This window comes from Rhodococcus sp. P3_B8 (assembly GCF_056402775.1).
Window position 1 is genome coordinate 1 of the sequence record NZ_JBFUGT010000138.1, and the last position, 16,547, is coordinate 16,547.

The 16,547-nt window shown below is 65.3% G+C and carries 16 protein-coding genes; 13 read left to right on the forward strand and 3 right to left on the reverse strand.

Annotated elements, in window-relative coordinates; genetic code table 11:
- The first annotated feature begins 39 nt into the window (after positions 1–39).
- The 9 genes from AC1D1G_RS28680 (at position 40) to AC1D1G_RS28720 (ending at position 10,966) form a co-directional block, all read left to right on the forward strand.
- The gene (locus tag AC1D1G_RS28680) at positions 40–1,464 is read left to right on the forward strand and encodes an NAD-dependent succinate-semialdehyde dehydrogenase (RefSeq protein ID WP_477954681.1); all 1,425 of its coding nucleotides are present in this window, start codon (positions 40–42) and stop codon (positions 1,462–1,464) included.
- A 97-nt stretch (positions 1,465–1,561) separates the two neighbouring features.
- A complete protein-coding gene (locus AC1D1G_RS28685) occupies positions 1,562–3,097 on the forward strand; it encodes an MFS transporter (protein ID WP_477954683.1) in 1,536 nt (511 codons plus the stop codon).
- Positions 3,094–3,996 carry an NAD(P)-dependent oxidoreductase gene (locus tag AC1D1G_RS28690; RefSeq protein ID WP_477954685.1) on the forward strand — a complete coding sequence of 301 codons (903 nt, stop codon included), beginning with the start codon at positions 3,094–3,096 and terminating at the stop codon, positions 3,994–3,996. The genes AC1D1G_RS28685 and AC1D1G_RS28690 overlap by 4 nt, the downstream gene beginning before the upstream one ends.
- Positions 3,989–4,966 carry a hydroxyacid dehydrogenase gene (locus tag AC1D1G_RS28695; protein ID WP_477954687.1) on the forward strand — a complete coding sequence of 326 codons (978 nt, stop codon included), beginning with the start codon at positions 3,989–3,991 and terminating at the stop codon, positions 4,964–4,966. Before AC1D1G_RS28690 ends, AC1D1G_RS28695 begins: the two co-directional genes overlap by 8 nt.
- The gene (locus tag AC1D1G_RS28700) at positions 4,963–6,012 is read left to right on the forward strand and encodes an Ldh family oxidoreductase (protein WP_477954689.1); all 1,050 of its coding nucleotides are present in this window, start codon (positions 4,963–4,965) and stop codon (positions 6,010–6,012) included. Before AC1D1G_RS28695 ends, AC1D1G_RS28700 begins: the two co-directional genes overlap by 4 nt.
- 387 nt (positions 6,013–6,399) lie before the next feature.
- Complete coding sequence (locus tag AC1D1G_RS28705) at positions 6,400–6,783, forward strand: WhiB family transcriptional regulator (RefSeq protein ID WP_477954691.1); 384 nt, start codon at positions 6,400–6,402, stop codon at positions 6,781–6,783.
- Positions 6,784–7,942: 1,159 nt separating this feature from the next.
- Positions 7,943–9,391, forward strand: coding sequence for a GntP family permease (locus AC1D1G_RS28710; protein ID WP_477954693.1), 1,449 nt, complete (start codon positions 7,943–7,945; stop codon positions 9,389–9,391).
- 260 nt (positions 9,392–9,651) lie between these two features.
- A complete protein-coding gene (locus tag AC1D1G_RS28715) occupies positions 9,652–10,290 on the forward strand; it encodes a TerD family protein (protein ID WP_477954695.1) in 639 nt (212 codons plus the stop codon).
- A 247-nt stretch (positions 10,291–10,537) separates the two neighbouring features.
- The gene (locus AC1D1G_RS28720; protein WP_477954697.1) at positions 10,538–10,966 is read left to right on the forward strand and encodes a hypothetical protein; all 429 of its coding nucleotides are present in this window, start codon (positions 10,538–10,540) and stop codon (positions 10,964–10,966) included.
- 147 nt (positions 10,967–11,113) lie between these two features.
- On the opposite strand, the gene AC1D1G_RS28725 is transcribed toward AC1D1G_RS28720, so the two are convergent.
- Together AC1D1G_RS28725 and AC1D1G_RS28730 are read right to left on the reverse strand one after the other, a co-directional pair.
- Positions 11,114–11,614: a hypothetical protein gene (locus tag AC1D1G_RS28725; RefSeq protein ID WP_477954699.1), complete on the reverse strand. Its 501-nt coding sequence runs from the start codon at positions 11,612–11,614 to the stop codon at positions 11,114–11,116.
- Between the two features lie 297 nt (positions 11,615–11,911).
- On the reverse strand, positions 11,912–12,316 hold the full coding sequence (locus tag AC1D1G_RS28730; protein ID WP_477954701.1) for a hypothetical protein: 405 nt from the start codon (positions 12,314–12,316) through the stop codon (positions 11,912–11,914).
- A 410-nt stretch (positions 12,317–12,726) separates the two neighbouring features.
- Here AC1D1G_RS28730 and AC1D1G_RS28735 point away from each other — a divergent pair, with 410 nt between their 5' ends.
- The 3 genes from AC1D1G_RS28735 to AC1D1G_RS28745 all read left to right on the forward strand — a co-directional run bounded on the left by AC1D1G_RS28735 (position 12,727) and on the right by AC1D1G_RS28745 (position 14,728).
- Positions 12,727–13,635, forward strand: coding sequence for an NHL repeat-containing protein (locus AC1D1G_RS28735; protein ID WP_477954703.1), 909 nt, complete (start codon positions 12,727–12,729; stop codon positions 13,633–13,635).
- Positions 13,636–14,050: 415 nt separating this feature from the next.
- Positions 14,051–14,365 (forward strand): hypothetical protein, encoded by a 315-nt coding sequence (locus AC1D1G_RS28740; protein WP_269592705.1) that lies wholly within the window; start codon positions 14,051–14,053, stop codon positions 14,363–14,365.
- A 39-nt stretch (positions 14,366–14,404) separates the two neighbouring features.
- The gene (locus tag AC1D1G_RS28745) at positions 14,405–14,728 is read left to right on the forward strand and encodes a hypothetical protein (RefSeq protein ID WP_477954705.1); all 324 of its coding nucleotides are present in this window, start codon (positions 14,405–14,407) and stop codon (positions 14,726–14,728) included.
- A 262-nt stretch (positions 14,729–14,990) separates the two neighbouring features.
- On the opposite strand, the gene AC1D1G_RS28750 is transcribed toward AC1D1G_RS28745, so the two are convergent.
- Entirely contained in the window at positions 14,991–15,161 is a 171-nt protein-coding gene (locus tag AC1D1G_RS28750; RefSeq protein WP_477954707.1) for a hypothetical protein, read from the reverse strand.
- A 283-nt stretch (positions 15,162–15,444) separates the two neighbouring features.
- Here AC1D1G_RS28750 and AC1D1G_RS28755 point away from each other — a divergent pair, with 283 nt between their 5' ends.
- Entirely contained in the window at positions 15,445–16,182 is a 738-nt protein-coding gene (locus AC1D1G_RS28755; protein ID WP_477954709.1) for a helix-turn-helix domain-containing protein, read from the forward strand.
- Positions 16,183–16,547 lie beyond the last annotated feature (365 nt).

Sequence of the window (16,547 nt, forward strand, 5' to 3'; positions counted from 1 at the left end):
GCCCTCCCCCGGCCTCTCAGAGTAAGGAATTCACAGATAATGGCGAATACACCGAGCGTTCTCATCGACGGTGCGTGGCACGAAACCACCGAACAGAAGGATGTGCTGAACCCCGTGACGGGGTCCGTCGTGGGCCGGATCGGCTACGGCGGCCGCGCCGAGGCCACCGCGGCGGCCGACGCTGCTGCAGCCGCGCTTCCCGCATGGGCGGATACACCTGCACGGCAACGTGCAGACCTGCTCCACAAGGCCGCCGACCTGATCACCGCGCGTGCCGAGGAGATCGGCACACTTCTGGCCGCCGAGGCGGGCAAACGCAAACCCGAAGCCGTCGGCGAGGTCGCGTTCTCCGCGGAATACTTCCGCTGGTTCGCCGAGCAGGCGCGCCGCCCGAGTGGCAGTGTGCACACACACGAAGCGGCCGATCGCCGCCACATGACACTCCGTCGTCCCGCCGGTGTCGTGGCCAGCCTCACCCCGTGGAACTTCCCCTGCTCGATCCAGGCCCGCAAGCTCGCGCCCGCTCTCGCGGCCGGCTGCACCGTCGTGGCCCGGGTCTCGGACCAGGCGCCGTTGGCCGCGACCGAACTTGTCCGCGCCTTGACTGACGCCGGCCTCCCCAACGGCACCATCAACCTGGTTCACGGCCCCGCCGCCGAGATCACGGATGCCTATCTCCAGCATCCCGCCGTGCGTGTCGTCTCGTTCACAGGTTCGACCGGTGTCGGACAGGACATCATGGCAAAAGCGAGCCGACGTATCACCCGGCCGCTGCTCGAACTGGGCGGAAATGCCGCGTTCATCGTCTTCGACGACGCCGACATCGACGCCTCGGTGGCCGGCGCCATGATCGCCAAGTTCCGAAATACGGGACAGTCCTGCATCGGAGCGAACCGCTTCTTCGTCCATTCCGCCGTGTACGACGAATTCACCAGCCGATTCGCTGCCGCAGTCGATGAGATGACGGTGGGCAACGGATTGTCCTCACCGGTTCCCGACCTCGCGGCCTGCATCGACCAGCGACGCGTCCGCGCCGTGAATGATCTGGTCGATCAGGCTGTGGATGCCGGTGCAAAGAAGATCACCCGCGACTTTGATCTTCCCACCGGCGCATTCTGCGCTCCTGCCTTGCTGGTCGATGTCCCCGAACACGTGGGGCTGGCCACCGAGGAGGTATTCGGCCCGGCAGCCGCGATCTTCCAGTTCGAGGACGAAGACGAGGTGCTCGCGCGCGCCAACGCCACGGAAATGGGGCTCGCTGGATACTTCTACACCCGCGACACCGCCCGTGTGTGGCGAGTTGCCGAGCGTCTCGACGTCGGTATCACCGGTATCAACAACGCCCTGCCCACGGCGGCATTCGCGCCGATGGGCGGAACGAAGCAATCCGGACTCGGCCGTGAAGGTGCCGAGATCGGCCTCGAGGAGTTCGAAGAGACCCGATACCTCGCGATCGGGCTCTGATCTGAATCCGTTCGATCCTCCACGCTCCACCCCAGTCCGGAACGACCTAGCGGCACGGTCACGAGGCCCGTAGAGTCCGCGTTAAGGGAGCAATGCCATGTCAGGTGCGCACTCGACGGGCGAGCCGATCATCATCAGATCCGCACGCGACGTCACCAACCTGGTCAATTCGGGTATCGCGAAAGGCGGCAATGCCCGAGCAATTACCTTCATCGCCTTAGGTGGCATCTTCATCGATGCCTACGATTTCTCCGCGATTGCCTTCGGGCTCCACGACATCGCCCACACCTACCAATTGGGTCCTGTCGGTGAGGGAATCGTCGCATGTTCCATCATGGTCGGCGCCCTCATCGGTGCCCTGGTCGGTGGGTATCTTGTCGACCGGTTGGGCCGTTACAAGCTCTTCATGGCCGACATGTTCTTCTTCGTCGTCGCAGCGCTGGTCTGCGCCGTGGCACCGAACGTGGAAATTCTCACTGCGGGCCGGTTCGTGATGGGTGTCGGCATCGGCATCGACTTCCCTGTCGCCCTTGCATTCATCGCCGAGTTCACCCGATCGGCCCGAAAGGGCGGGCAAGTAACCCTTTGGCAACCGATGTGGTACTTGGCGACGGCGTCGAGTTTTCTCGTACTCCTCCCCCTGTATTTCATCGTTCCCGAATCAGCCCATGACAACTTGTGGCGATGGGCAGTCGGTTTCGGTGCCGTCCCCGCGCTCGCTGTCATGCTCGTTCGCCACCGCTACATGGACGAGTCCCCCTCCTGGGCCGCGAACCAGGGAGACCTCGAGCGGGCGGCGGCGATCCTCAAGAAGTCCTACGGCCTGAAGGTCCACCTCGACCCGGATGCTCCGAGAGAGCTACCTTCGGGCGACAAACCCAAGTTCGGGGATTTCCGCAGACTGTTCACCCGCCGCTACCGGCAACGCACGATCCTGGCTGCGACGGTCTCCGCCTGCCAATCCATGCAGTATTACGCCGTCGGGTTCGCCCTGCCCGGAATCATCATCGGGTTCCTCGCCCAGGACCGGCTCACCTCGATCGTCGGGGCGCTGGCGTTCAACGTCCTCTTCGGCATCACCGGAGGATTCCTCGGCGTCAAACTGGCCGGCAAGTGGGGATCGTGGAAGCTCTCCACGATCGGATTCGGGATCTGCCTCGCCGCCCTGGTGGGCCTGGCGCTCATCGGAACGCCATCGAGTACGACGATGCTGATCGGTGCGGCTGCCCTGCTCGGCGCCTTCGTCTTCGCGCACGCCGCGGGCCCCGGCGCGCAGGGCATGACCATGGCGACCCTGAGCTACCCGACCTCGCTGCGCGGAGTCGGCTCTGGATTCAGCCAAGCGCTGCTGCGGATCGGGTCGACCGTGGCCCTGCTCTTCTTCCCGATCCTGGGCGCCCATCTGGGCACCGGCGTCTATCTGGTCGTGGCGCTCGCACCGACCTTGGGTCTGCTCACCCTGCTCCTGATCCGGTGGGAACCCATCGGACAAGACGTCGACGCCGACGACGATCCAGCCCCACAATCCACCTCAACCAACCCATCAGCCACCACCGAAGCTGTCGGCGCTACCGGGTCGGCCACGACCGGTAGCCCGCCGGCCGGGCGGCCACTCAGCAAGGAGATGCAATGACCACCAGCACGAAGGTTGCCTTCATCGGCGTCGGAAAGATGGGCGGCGCGGTTGCTCGCCGCCTGGCTACCGGCGGATACGACGTCCGGGTCTTCGACCTCAACGACGCCGCCGTCAACGACTGCATCCAGGTCGGTGCCGTCGCCGCCGCATCCGCCATCGATGCGGTGGCCGGGGCGGATGTGGTGTTCACCAGCCTCCCGCTCCCCGAGCACGTCCTGTCCATGTGGCGCGAAGTGGCGCCGCACCTCGCCGACTCGGCGATTGCGGTGGATGTCTCGACGATCGATCCCGCCACAGCACGCACCACGGCCGAACTCCTCGAAGGCCTGGGCCACGGCTTCGTCTCCTGCGCCCTGGGCAAGACCCCCGCCGCCGCCGAAAACGGCGAGATCCCGCTGTTCGTCGGCGGATCAGCGCAAGCGCTCACCCAACTGCAGCCGCTGCTCGACCGGATCGGCCAGCAGACCTACGACTTCGGCTCCCCCGAGGGAGCGGCCATGTTCAAGCTGATCTCGAACTTGATCGGGATGACCAATCTCGCCGTGCTCGCCGAGGGATACGTGCTCGCCCGCAGCGTCGACATCACGCCGGAGATGTTCGCCGCCGCCCTCAAAGACACCGGGGCATGTTCGTTCCAGTCGGACGTGCGGCTGCCGTGGATCATCGACAACGACTACACCGCACGATTCGGTGTCACACTCGCCGCCAAGGACGTCCGACTCGCAGTCGACGCCGCCGCACGGACCGGTGTGCCGACACCTGTTGCTGCACAAGGTCTTGCGCAGCTCGTCGCCGCCATCGCCCACGGCTACGGTGACGAGGACGTCATCGCCATGGCCAAGGTCCTCGACCCGAGCTCGACCCTGCTCAACTCCGAGGGGGCAGACCATGTCTGACATCGACGGAATGATCGACGCAGTCATCACCGAGGACGTGTGGGGGCAGGCGTTCGACGATCTGGGGACCTCGCGCTCGATTCTGCGTGCACCCCACGCCTGGCAAGACCGGGAAAAGCTGCTCGAGCTGGGCTCGCGGTCCCGGGCACTCGTAGTCCGCAACCGGACCCAGGTCGATCGCCAGCTGATCGAGGCATGTCCGTCCCTGCGGGTCATCGCCCGCGCCGGGGTCGGCCTGGACAATATCGATCTCGAGTGCGCCAACGAGGCCGGGGTCGTGGTGGTGGCCCCCTTGGGCGCCAACGCGATCAGCGTCGCTGAGCACACGCTCGGGATGGCCCTGTCCGCGGTGCGCCGCACCGTCGAACTCGACGCCGACTGCCGCCGGGGCGGCTGGCACCGTACCCCTGGTCGGGAACTTCACGGCGGCGTGTGGGGACTGTTGGGAGCCGGAGCAACCGGACGGGCCTGCGCCCGCCTCGCCCGCAGCCTCGGCATGACGATCGTTGCGTACGACCCGTTCGCCGATACCGAAAAGTTGGCACAGGAAGGGGTCGAATTGGTGGAGCTTCCTGCCCTGGTCGCAGCGAGAGCGGACGTGATGTCGTGCCACCTTCCGGCGACCCGCGGCACCGCGCACCTCATCAACAGTGAACTCCTCGCTGTCATGAAACCCACCGCAGTACTGGTCAACGTCGGACGCGGTGAAGTAGTCGATGAAAACGCACTGGCCGATGCCCTCGAGACCGGTCGCCTCGGCGCCGCCGCACTCGATGTCCGGGAAGTAGAACCCCCACCCCCGGGGCGCCTCGAGAAACTCGACAACGTGATTCTCACCCCGCACATCGCAGGAATCACCACCCATAGCCAGGACCGAATCCTCGCAGTACTTGCCGACAACATCGCGGCGGTGCTCGACGGTCGCAGCGCGACCGCTGCGGTCGGAACCCACCGAGAGGCCCGCTCATGATCGACACCGCAAACGCTGCCATCGACCTGGCCACGGACCTCCTGCGTGCGGCGGGGCTCGAGCCCACCCGGGCGGCAACAACCGCGGAATGCATCGTGCAGGCCGACCTGTGGGGCATCGGCTCCCACGGCCTGCTGCGCCTACCCTATTACCTCGAACGAATGCAAGCAGGTGGATACCCCCCGGAGGCCGAGTTGGTCACGGTCAGCGACACCGGTCCCGTCCTCGCGCTGGACGGCGGCGGCGGTCTCGGGCACTGGCAGCTCTGGCGCGCAGCCGAACTCGCCGCCGAACGCTGCACCGCATACGGAGTCGCGGTGGTGTCGGTCGGCAATTCCGGTCACTGCGGAGCCCTCGGCATCTACACCCGCGCCGCAATCGACGCCGGCTACATCGCGCTCGCCTTCTCGAACGGACCCGCTGTGATGCCCCCGTGGGGCGGCAACAAGCCGTTGCTGTCGACATCACCGATCGCCGCAGGCATACCCAGCCGACCCACCCCGGCCATCATCGACCTCGCCACCAGCGCGGTCGCCCGGGGCAAGATCGCAGCCCACGCCCAGAACGGCGATCAACTTCCCGACGGGTGGGCACTGGATGCCCACGGAGAACCGACGACAGACCCGCAGGCCGCACTGCACGGCATGTTGTCCCCGCTGGGGGGTGCCAAGGGATTCGCCCTTGCCTTCCTGATCGAGGCACTCGCCGGCGGTGCGGTCGGCCCCCACCTGTCGGTGGACGTCCCCGACATGTTCGACGACTCCGACGCCAAACATCCACAGCGGATCGGTCACCTCATCGTGACTGTCGACCCTGCCCGCCTCGACAGCAGCGGAAAAGGTGCCCAGGATCGAATCGACAGGCTGGCGAATCTTGTGGGTGAACACGGAGGTCGACTACCGGGCGCCCGCCGGTCGGCAATCGGTAACCTTCCCGCCAACACTCCGCTCGACCTCACGACGACCACGGTCGACCAGTTGATCGGATGGGCCGGGCGTCTGGGCGTGGCAGTTGCCCCCAGCACCGACCAACCGGTCATGACCTGAACCGAACATCCCCGGCCAACCCGATCGCAATGTCGACAGGGATGGCCGGGTGATGGCCGGCTCCAGGAGCACCAACCACCCATATCTCCAAAGTCCTAGTAGCCGGAGGTGACGATTACGATCCGCGACGTCCGTGTCGTCTACTGGGTCCGTGGATCAGCCGAGCACCCCTCATCGACCTGAGCCGTCCCCTGAGCAAGACTTCCGACGCGTGAAACACGATCGGACGGAGGGTGCCGGCGACACCCTGCCACCGGCAGATCAACCGACGACTCACGAATATCTGCCGCACTAGACCGAGATCCTCACCACCCCTACCGGAGTAGACAGCTGAGGTGCGTACTCCACGCGCAGCCCGACACCCCTCACCGGAAAGACACGAGAACGATGACTCTGCTCACCTCGCAGCTTCCTGCGCCCCTCAGTCGCTTCGGGAAATGGCAATTTCATGCTCGGTGCCGAAACATGAACGCGGATCTCTTCTTTCCCTGTGAAGGAGAGGGTAATGGCGCGCGAATCCGACGCGAACGCGTCGCCAAACAGATCTGCATGGGGTGCCCGGTCCGGCCGGAATGCCGCGATCACGCCGTCACGGCCGATGAAGCATTCGGCGTCTGGGGCGGCACCTCCGCGTCCGAGAGACGCCGTCTCACCACCGAATCCAATCAAATCGCTTCGCCTACACCCGCCGTTGCAGGGCTCTCGCTCCGCCACCCTTGCCCGAGCAGACAGGCGCAGGATGCAGTATCCGACCGCGAAGCGGCCATTTGATCAAATGTAAGGTCACCCGTCGAAAATGGCACCGCCCAGGCCTTCGATCCGGGCCGGCCGACCATCCCCGGTGATCGGACCAGTGAGTCACTTCTACGTGCGCGGCAGCGCCTGAAGCTTCCTCACGCGCTACCACCACCCGAACATGAAGTAAGAGCACAAGGTCGCGACCGATCGTCGATCGATATGGCTTTGATGCTGGGCACTGTTGCGGGAGAGGGGTAGTGGCACGCGACAACGCTCAAGACCGTCCTGGGCAACGTCCTGCTGTTGTCCTCGAGGCGTCGTCGACTGCGAGTCTGATCGGTTCGCCCGGAGGGTATTTCGTCGCGGTGAGTACGCGCCGAGATTGGCTCGGGCCCTCTGGTCGAGCATGCGACGGTAGATCCGCACTGTCCGTTGAACGCGTTGACGCTTCCTACTGAGCGCTTTTCGGAGTCCGCCACCCTCCTATGCAAATCGCAGCCAACTCGTTGGACACGCACGCGTAGCAACTCATAACACGTCTTTCTCCTGACCTGTTGTCGGTCAATGCGATAGCACCCCCAGCGCGACCCGCATTTCGAGGCCAGACCCTTGACACTGTGACCGCGATAACAGTAGCGTTCCAGGAAGTAAGAGGTCTTACCACCCAGAATGAGAGCGATACGTCTCGTTCAAAGTTTAGATTTCTTCGGCCACGAGGAGGGCGATGCGGAGGCCGTCGCGGTCAGTAATCTTGAACCGGCTCAGGTCTCCTGTGCCGTCCTGTCGGGTACTGACCGAATCGTCTGTCGAGGTGCTCGACCCGGGCCCCTTGGCCACAAGCGCGCTCTCACTGACATCGGCGCGGGCGACGACGTCGAATTTGAGGCACTATGTCGATTGCCAATCACGCTCTGGGCGAAGCAGATTAGGAAAATCGCCAGGGCATCGACCACCTCATGATCGTCATCGACCCGACTCGCACGGATTACGCCACTGATGGCTACTCCCACCGGCTCCGCGATCTCGCGGCGGCCCACAAGGAGCAGGCGGGAGGGTCCTGGCGCTCGGTTCCCCCGCCCCCTCCGAGATGACCGGTCGCGAGCAGCTCGGGATCGACGCCACCCTGTGGCCCCCACGAGGACGTGCTCAACCATTGACCAGCGGCACACTTCCCAGAGCAAAGGAGCTCTCCGTGTCCGACACCATGCTCATCGTTAATATTGTCATCGCCATCCTAGGCGTCATCGGCCTGATCGTCGTCGTCAAACTCGACCCGGTGATGTCGCTGGTAATCGGGGCGCTCTACATCGGTCTCACCGGTGGGCTCGGGGCCGGTGGCACACTTATGGCAATGACCGAAGGATTCGGCGATGTCATGGCCGACATCGGGATGCTGATCGTCTTCGGGGTCCTCATCGGCGCGTTGTTACAAGAGACCGGCGCGATATCCCGACTGGTCGACGTGCTGCTCAACCGCTTCGGAAAGCGCGGTCTGCCTTACGCCCTCGGGCTCACTGTCGGCACCGGACTGCAGTCCATCTATCTCGACGTCCTCGTCGTGATCAGTGCCCCGCTGGCGCGCGCCGCGAGTCCGCGCTTGGGGCGATTCGGCCTTGCTCGGGCCGGTTCCGCGCTGACGCTCGGGTTGTACTGCGGCCTGGCGATGATGGTCCCCGGCGCCGCCAATCTCGCCATCGCCGGACTGCTCGACATCCCGCTCGGCAAGATGCTGCTGTGGGACCTGATCGTGATCATCCCGACGATCCTGCTGTCCACGGTCATCATTTTCACGCTGATCAAGCGCGGCTTCTGGAACCCGGACAAGGACGAGCAGGAACCCCTCCCGGCCACCACGCCCCACGACGGGCACGAGATAGCCGGCGGCACTGTAGGGCCTGACCAGGGAACGCACCCCGCGGAGTCCACCGAGGACGGTCCCCAGGGGCAGAGTCACGGCGCGACAGCGGTCGCGGTACGCGCCGAGGAAAATGCGCGCTCGGTTCCCTTGCTGGTCCTGTTCCTTCCGCTGCTCCTGGGCTTGGTGCTCATCGCGTCCGGTTCGGTCGCCAACGCATTGGGCGATGTTCCCACGGTGCTCGAGCTCATCTCGGATCCGGTTGTCGCACTGTTGATCGGGCTCATCGGTACGGTTGGCGTCGCGCGCTACACGGTGGGGTATGACCGTCTCGCAAACGCTATTCAGCGCGGTTTCGGGAGCAGTGGGCAGATCCTAATCCTGACCGGTGTCGGCGGATCCCTCGCGGGAGTGGTAACCGCCAGTGGACTCGGCGATGTGCTGAAGGACTCCTTCACGGCCAGCCATGTGGCGCCTCTGCTGTTGGTCTGGGCGATCGCGGCAGTCCTGCACGCAGCGATCGGTTCGGTGACGCTCGCGGCGCTGACCGCCGCAGGCATCCTGGCCCCCATCGCGCCGCAGCTCGGTGTCGAGCCAGCCCTCATCGGGCTGGCCGCCGCGTCCGGTTCACTGTTCGCAGTGCATGTGACGGCCAATGCCTTCTGGATGGTGCAGAGCATGCTCGGTCTCACGACCAGAGGCACGCTGAAGCTGGTGACCTTCGGAGTATCGATAGCCTCGGTGGTCTCGCTCGCCTTGGTGAATGCGCTCAACCTCATTATCTAGCTGAGATGTCGGACAGCGCAGCGCGCAAACGTACCGACTCTCCCTCAACCGCCATACTTGGCCGGGCCCGCAAAATGCCGGTGCTGAGTATCGCGGTCATCTCCTGGCGGGCGGGTACGGGCAGAGCTCGATTCCGGTCGCCTTATCACGGTCACTCCACCACTCCAACTTCGGCGAACGTTGAAAGCAGTCTGGACGCCCCCACCCACCCGCCTGCCCCCACCCCTGCACCCACTCCCCCAATCCAGCCACCCGCGAATGTGATTCGCCCTCCCGCGGCCACCCCGCCTCCGGCGCCGCAGCCGCGGGTCCAGCTCAGCAAGATCACCCTCACCAAGGCAGCCCCCACCGTGTCCCTCGCCAAGGGCGGCGACACCGGAACGATGCGGATCAACCTCAACTGGACCCGCGGCCGGCGCGGTCTCCTCGGCAACGGCGCGATCGACCTCGATCTCGCCTGCCTCTACCAACTCAACGACGGGTCCAAAGGCGTCGTCCAGGCGCTCGGCAAGGCGTTCGGCGACCTGCACTACCCGCCCTACATCGCCCTCGACGGCGACGACCGCTCCGGCACCAACGCCGGCGGCGAGAACCTGCACATCAACCTCGCCCACCTCGCCGACTTCAAACGCATCCTCATCTTCGCCTACATCTACGACGGCACCCCGAACTGGTCCGCCGCCGACGGCGTGGTCACCTTGTACCCACCCCACGGCCCCCAAGTAGAAGTACGCCTCGACTCCCCCGACAACCGCGCCCGCTCCTGCGCCATCGCCCTGCTGAAAAACGAAAAGAACGAACTCACCGTCACACGAGAAGTGCGGTACATCAACGGCACCCAATCCGACATCTCCAAGGCCTACCGCTGGGGCCTGAAATGGACCGCCGGACGGAAATAACCGGGAGCGAGGGATCGATCGAAGGGTGATCGCCCACCGTCAGGGCGCCCCATGGGGCGGCGATTGAACAGTTCCCACCGATGCGTACGTGTCCTAAGTGCGACGGAGAGGGATCCTGGCACCTCATTGCCTGGCCGTGGGGTGGTGGGAACCGGTCCGTGCGAGCCACGCGAAGCGGCAACTCGATGCGGGACAACGGCTACCGTGAGGACACGCTTTCGCACCGTCCCTGTCCAAGGAGTCCGACATGGTCCTGCCGATTCCCTCCGGACGGCGTACCGGCGCCGCTCTCGCACTGGCCACTGCAACGGTGCTGATCGGCTCAGCCCCCGCCGGCGCCGACCCCGCCACCCCGCCGATTCCTCGCGGCTCCCAAGTGTTCGTCCACGACGTGCTCGGTCCGCAGGACTCCGGCTTCTTCAACCCCGATGTGCCGGGAACCCGCGTTCTGACTCCAGTCGAGCCCGGGGTGAGCGTGGTGTGCACCAGCGGCTTCGAACCGACCCCTGGGTGCTCGACACTCGACATGCGCGACTGGACCTCACCGCAGCGCTCCCTCGTCTTCGTCGACGTACCCGTGACCGGACGACCACCACTGCGCGTGTGGATGGACATCCTCCCCCGCCTGGACGAGGGCGCCCTGGGACAACTGACCGAACACCTCTTCCCTCGCTGACACCGGCCTTCCCAGGTGAGTGCGAGCCGCCACCCAAGGGTGGGTGGGCACGAGGAGCCCTGTGAGCCAACCGATCGTCGCTCGACGTGCACGCCAAGCGACCTCGCCTGCCCTGTGCTGTCGGCTCGGCGCGAGGACCGTGACGCGTTATCTGCGATGAGCGCGGGTATCGATGAACTGGTACGGCTCCGGTTCGCCTGCCGGACGCGGGTTGTAGGGCGCGGGCGGGTTGCCCGGGGCATGGTTGTGCGAGTCGATGCCACCCGAGCGCTCACTGCGCCGACGGCCGGACTCTCGGTACGCCCAGTATCCGAGACCCACGCACATGACGGCGGCGAACACTGCGTCCCCGAAGTGCGTCTGCGCAAGAGACGACACTGCCGAAATCGCGAACAATACAGTGAGAGCGATCGCGGTGCCGAAACGACGATTACGGCGCACCTGGGGGTCCGGGTGTGTGTAGAACCTCTTCGCCCGCGGATATCCGTGCTTGAGGGCGAAGTAGATCGCGATGATCGGGAGGACGAGCAACATCAGCGCGAGTCTGACGAGTTGCTCGGTCAGACCGGGCCCCGGCCTCCGACGCCCACCTGTGAGCGGTATGGATGCGCGGAGCGGGCCGACGCCGCCGCTGAGACTGATACCCATCAAGAGACTCCCTGTCTACAACGTGATGCGCGAGTGCTCAGAAAAAGTAGCAGAACCGTCCGACGGACCCGATTTGCGAGAAGCCTCTAGTGCGTGTGTCATTCAGAGGAATGACACACCGACGACGGCAGCTTCGGCGGGCCCGTCCCGACCTTGCCCACTGCTCGAACCGAGCGGCCTCCGCCGGGCGGCCATGTCGTGCCACGCCGGATTTTGCCGCTGCTTAGCAGGCATCTGCCTTGGTTCCACGGCGGCGTGCATCCCCATTCGGCGCGTGGGTTCATCTCAGAAGCGTTGTCAGGAGCCGAAACTGCGCCCGATCACGTCCCAGAATGTCGGCTCGGCAGGGGCGGGACCAACACGCACGTCATCGAACCTCGGCTCTGATCTCTCGTACGCCTCGGTTTCACTGAGCGCGCAGAACGAAAGGACGTTGTACACGCCCGGAGCGAGCCCTTCGTGGGTCACCTCGAAGGTTTCTCCACCGGCAGGCCGCGCTGCGTCATGGTCTTCACCAAAGATATGAACCGAACCGTCAACCCCGATACCCGCATAGCAGTACCCGCGGTCGTTGGGGTTGTGGATGATCGCCGTGAGCGAGTCATTCCCCGCAACGAAGGTGACCTCTGGTGGCTGCCAGTCGTACGGCTCTGCCGAAGCAACGCCCGGCGTTGCAACCGCGCTCGCCGCGGTGAACAGCACGATCAGGGGCCTACCTCGCAGCTTCATACCTGAGATCTCTACCAGAGGGCCCACTGTTCATTCACGTGGAGGACAGACCAAGCCTGACCCGGCGACGGCCCCACGGCGACGGTCCAGAGTGTTCCGCGTCTGATCGTCATTCATCTGAATGACATTCGGCCCGTGAGATTCTCATCATCAACGACACGGCCGCCGCGATCGCCAGGGATGTGCGCCGGTGATCGAAGTTTGAACTACAGTCTGGCTGTCCAGGCCTTGCCCATACCCGGGGAGTGCGCGGTCGTCACGTCTTACGGTCTTCGGGCCGCCCTTACCAAGGAGAACTCTCGATGCCCCTGACGTTGCATCCCTCGCCGAGTGAGGTCGCCTGTCCACCCTCCCGGTCGCTTCCCCGGCGCCGACGAGCAGGGATGCTGACGACCGGCGCGCTGGTGGGCGCAATGCTGACGAGCATCACCACCGGTGGCGTGCTGTCCGCTGCCCCGGCGAAGGCGGCCGACGTGACGCCGCCGCCGGTCACCGTCTACGTCGCCGACGTCATCTTGAATCAGGTCGTCAGCATTGCACCGGCAGCCGGCGTGCAGACAGCGGTCGGTAGCGGGTTGAACCAGCCGAACGGTGTGGCCATCGATACCCGCGGCGCCGTGTTCATCGCCGACACCAGCAACAATCGGGTGGTCAAGGTGACTCCCGACGGCACCCAGACCACCGTCCTCGACACGGGTCTGTACGCCCCCACTCGGGTCGCAGTCAACGCCGCCGGAGACGTATTCATCAGCGACACCCTCCACCAACGAGTACTCAAACTGCCCTCCGACGGAGGTCCCCAGACAACCGTCGGCACCAATCTCCGCACGCCTTCAGGGATCGCTGTCGACACCACCGGAAACCTGTTCATCGCCAACTTCGACGGCGGAACCGTGGTCAAGATCCCCGGCGATGGAAGCCCCCAAACCATTGTCGCCACCGGACTCAACCGGCCAGACGGTGTCGCAGTCGACAATGCCGGCAACGTCTACATCGCCAACCAGGGCGACAGTCGAGTGGTCAAGGTACCCGTCGACGGCGGACCCCACACTGAAATCGGCACCGACCTCAACGGGCCATCCGGGGTCGCGGTCGATGCCGCCGCGAATGTGTACATCGCCGACAGCAGCAACCACAGAGTGGTGATGGTGCCGGCAGGAGGCGGCGGCCAATCAATTATCGGGACCGGATTCGCCCTCCCCACCGACGTCGCCGTTGCCCCCGCCGCCAGCCCGACGCCTCCCACACCGTCCCCCGGCACGGGCTCATTGTCAGGCTTCGGTAGCTCCTAGCACGCCAACTCCCATCTTGAAGCCACAAGACCTACCAACGACTTTTGGCCCCAATGTAATCCGCCATTTGATTTGCTGCCGCAGTGATCGCTGCGCGGGCTATCACCGCGAGTCCCCGAACGCCGACCCGATGACAACTGGGTGATCGGCCCCGCTGGGAGCATGGCCCTGATCGTCGAGTCTCCGAATCGCATCAATCCAGAACTCTCCCGTGAACAATCTCCGCACCGCGGCGGTACGCACTCAGCCGAGGCAGCGGGACCGAACTGATGTGGCCGCACGTCTTCCGCGGTCCAAATTCTCCGGTTGCCGTGTCACAGCGTGCCTGCAGGCAGCAATCACGACTGACGGCTGCGCACGCCTCCAAGCCCATACAGCCGAATCGCACCATCACCCACAAGAAAAGGACTCACACATGAAACTTCGCATTTTCACCCGCACCGCGGCGACCGCGTTGGCCGCCACCGTGATTCTCGCCGGGCCTGCACTGGCCCTCACCCCGGCCGCCGGTGCCACCCCGGTCTACACCACCTACCCATCATCGACGGCCTGCGCGAACGCGGGAAAGGCGCTCCGTGAGGCCTACCCGGGGCTGCGGACATCGTGCCTGATGAAGGCAGGAACCGCTGACGGACAGACAGAACTGAAATACGACCCGGCCGAGATCCCGAAGCTGCAGTCCAACCCGGAGCCCACCCCGCCGCCGTTCGGCGGATTCTTCGGCAGCTGACACAAACCCCCAGCCTCAATCTCGAGACAGGACCCCCAAATGCCCCGCACCCTCAACCGCACCGCAGCCGCGGCCCTGGCAACCGCCACGATCATCACCGCACCAGCCCTCTTCCTCGCACCCACCGCCGGCGCCACCGAGTACATCACCGGCTACCCGACCTACTCGGACTGCATCAAGGCCGAGAACGCCTACCACCAGGCCCACCCCGGGGCCTACGCACGCTGCGGATCGATGCCCGGGAAGGCGAGCGGTTGGGAACTGGCCTACGAACCCGAAACCAACCGGCCCGCACCGACCACTTGGAACGAGATCGGCGCCAACTTCCTCCACGACTTCATCACCGGATTCTTCGACAGCTGAATCCAGACACCTGAACACACCCAACCCCGCCGTAAATCACGTCGGATCGTTCAACACTGTTGAGATCGTCGAGAACCTCGTCGGGCGCGGTGGTGGGGATGCGGAAGTCTTCGCCCGCCGTCCCGCGGAGACAGTCGCGTACGGAGGCGAGCATGGCGAGTTCACGTTCGGGGTCTGCTGCGGTTCGGTTGCCCACCGTCTCATCCTGCCCTGAAGTGTGCGGTCATCAGAGCGAGCCGCTCGACGTACACGAGAGGCACTGTCAGTGCGGTGCGGCATCCTGGTCACGGGGAGGGGTGTGGCGTTCGAGCAACTCCGCCAGCTCCTCGATGGTGACCTCCACGGTGCCGAACAGGGGATCACCCGCTATGGCGGCGCGGGCGACAGCCCTACCGAGACGTTCGGTGAGGTCGGCGTACAGCGGATCGGTCATGACTGCCAAGTCTGCTGCAGACCCGCACCACCGTGCTCATCCGTGCGCGACGTGTCCCGCATGGGTGACACGCACTCGACGGTTTTCATCGGATCGACCACAAGACATGTGCTGGTGAAGTGACCTCCCCATGGACCGCCGCCAGGCCTTCCCTCCTGCACGGCTGCGGCGCCGGCAACGTCCAGCCGGTACCCCTGCGTTCACTGGGTCCCCCGCCTCAAACATGTCCGCACTTCCCGCGTATCCCGCATTAACCGTATAATGAGGGTCCAGGAGGTACACCATGCCCGGGACACGTCGCCACACACCGCACACCACCCCCTATGTGCGGGCACCACGCCACCTCGCCGGTCGCCGCCACCACCGCGCCGGCGGCTGGAAGGTGACCGTCGCCGAGGACGGCGGCGCCCTCGCGTGGTCGCGGGTCACCGAACTCACCATCACCACCCCGGCACCGCGGTCACCAGCCCGGATCGTTCAGACCAAGGTGGAGGCACTCGAGATGGCCGCGCAGATCCTGCGGGAAGAGCAGTCCGCCCCGACCGGTTCCTTGCCGGTTTCCGCTCCCGGCCGTCACCTCGCGAGCGTCCCCGACGACGAATGGGGACCGGCCCCGACCCCGGCGCGGACCGCGACGCTGGAGGAGGAGAACCTGCAGTTGCAGGTCGATCAGCGGCGCGAGCAACTCGCGGCCTCGTTCACCCGCACCCAGGTCGCGGACATCCTCGGCGTCTCCMGGCAGACGGTGTCCGACATGGCCGCCGACGGGCGGCTCATCGGACTCAAGGACGGGCGGGAGTGGCGGTTCCCGACCTGGCAGTTCACCCCCGACCGGGCCGATCCGGTCCTGCCCGACCTCGACCGCCTCACCCGCGCGTTCCCCGGCGGTGAAGTCAGCCTCTCGCGGTGGATGAGCCGCCCCAACACCACCTTCACCGGCCGCACCCCCGCCCAGGAAATGGCCCGCGACAGCGACCACGTCATCACCGTCGCGATCGGCCTGACCGCCGCCGGATGGTAAAGCCCCTCCCCGCCCCGACACGGCCACTGCCTTCGGTGGATCACCGCTGGACCTGGACACCCACCACCACCCCAAACTCGTGGTTTCGGATCTACCACCACGACAGGTTCACCCCGAACGGGATCACCTTCCGCCGGTTCGGGCCGCTGGCCCGCTTCGACCACCACACTGAATCGTCCCGGGTTTGATGCGCACCTTCTTTCTTGGGAAGGTAATCCTTATGCCGAATGTCTATCCAGCCGAGGTGCGAGAGAAGGCCGTGCGCCTGGTCCTCGAGCACCGTGGTGACTACGCCTCGGAATACGAGGCGATCCGCACAATCGCCGAACGGATGTCACTGAAGACGGAGACCGTACGGGTGTGGG

Coding starts and splice junctions, on each gene's coding strand:
- AC1D1G_RS28680 (WP_477954681.1), top strand. CDS start 40: ATGGCGAATACACCGAGCGTTCTCATCGACGGTGCGTGGCACGAAACC.
- AC1D1G_RS28685 (WP_477954683.1), top strand. CDS start 1,562: ATGTCAGGTGCGCACTCGACGGGCGAGCCGATCATCATCAGATCCGCA.
- AC1D1G_RS28690 (WP_477954685.1), top strand. CDS start 3,094: ATGACCACCAGCACGAAGGTTGCCTTCATCGGCGTCGGAAAGATGGGC.
- AC1D1G_RS28695 (WP_477954687.1), top strand. CDS start 3,989: ATGTCTGACATCGACGGAATGATCGACGCAGTCATCACCGAGGACGTG.
- AC1D1G_RS28700 (WP_477954689.1), top strand. CDS start 4,963: ATGATCGACACCGCAAACGCTGCCATCGACCTGGCCACGGACCTCCTG.
- AC1D1G_RS28705 (WP_477954691.1), top strand. CDS start 6,400: ATGACTCTGCTCACCTCGCAGCTTCCTGCGCCCCTCAGTCGCTTCGGG.
- AC1D1G_RS28720 (WP_477954697.1), top strand. CDS start 10,538: ATGGTCCTGCCGATTCCCTCCGGACGGCGTACCGGCGCCGCTCTCGCA.
- AC1D1G_RS28725 (WP_477954699.1), bottom strand. CDS start 11,614: ATGGGTATCAGTCTCAGCGGCGGCGTCGGCCCGCTCCGCGCATCCATA.
- AC1D1G_RS28735 (WP_477954703.1), top strand. CDS start 12,727: ATGCTGACGACCGGCGCGCTGGTGGGCGCAATGCTGACGAGCATCACC.
- AC1D1G_RS28740 (WP_269592705.1), top strand. CDS start 14,051: ATGAAACTTCGCATTTTCACCCGCACCGCGGCGACCGCGTTGGCCGCC.
- AC1D1G_RS28745 (WP_477954705.1), top strand. CDS start 14,405: ATGCCCCGCACCCTCAACCGCACCGCAGCCGCGGCCCTGGCAACCGCC.
- AC1D1G_RS28750 (WP_477954707.1), bottom strand. CDS start 15,161: ATGACCGATCCGCTGTACGCCGACCTCACCGAACGTCTCGGTAGGGCT.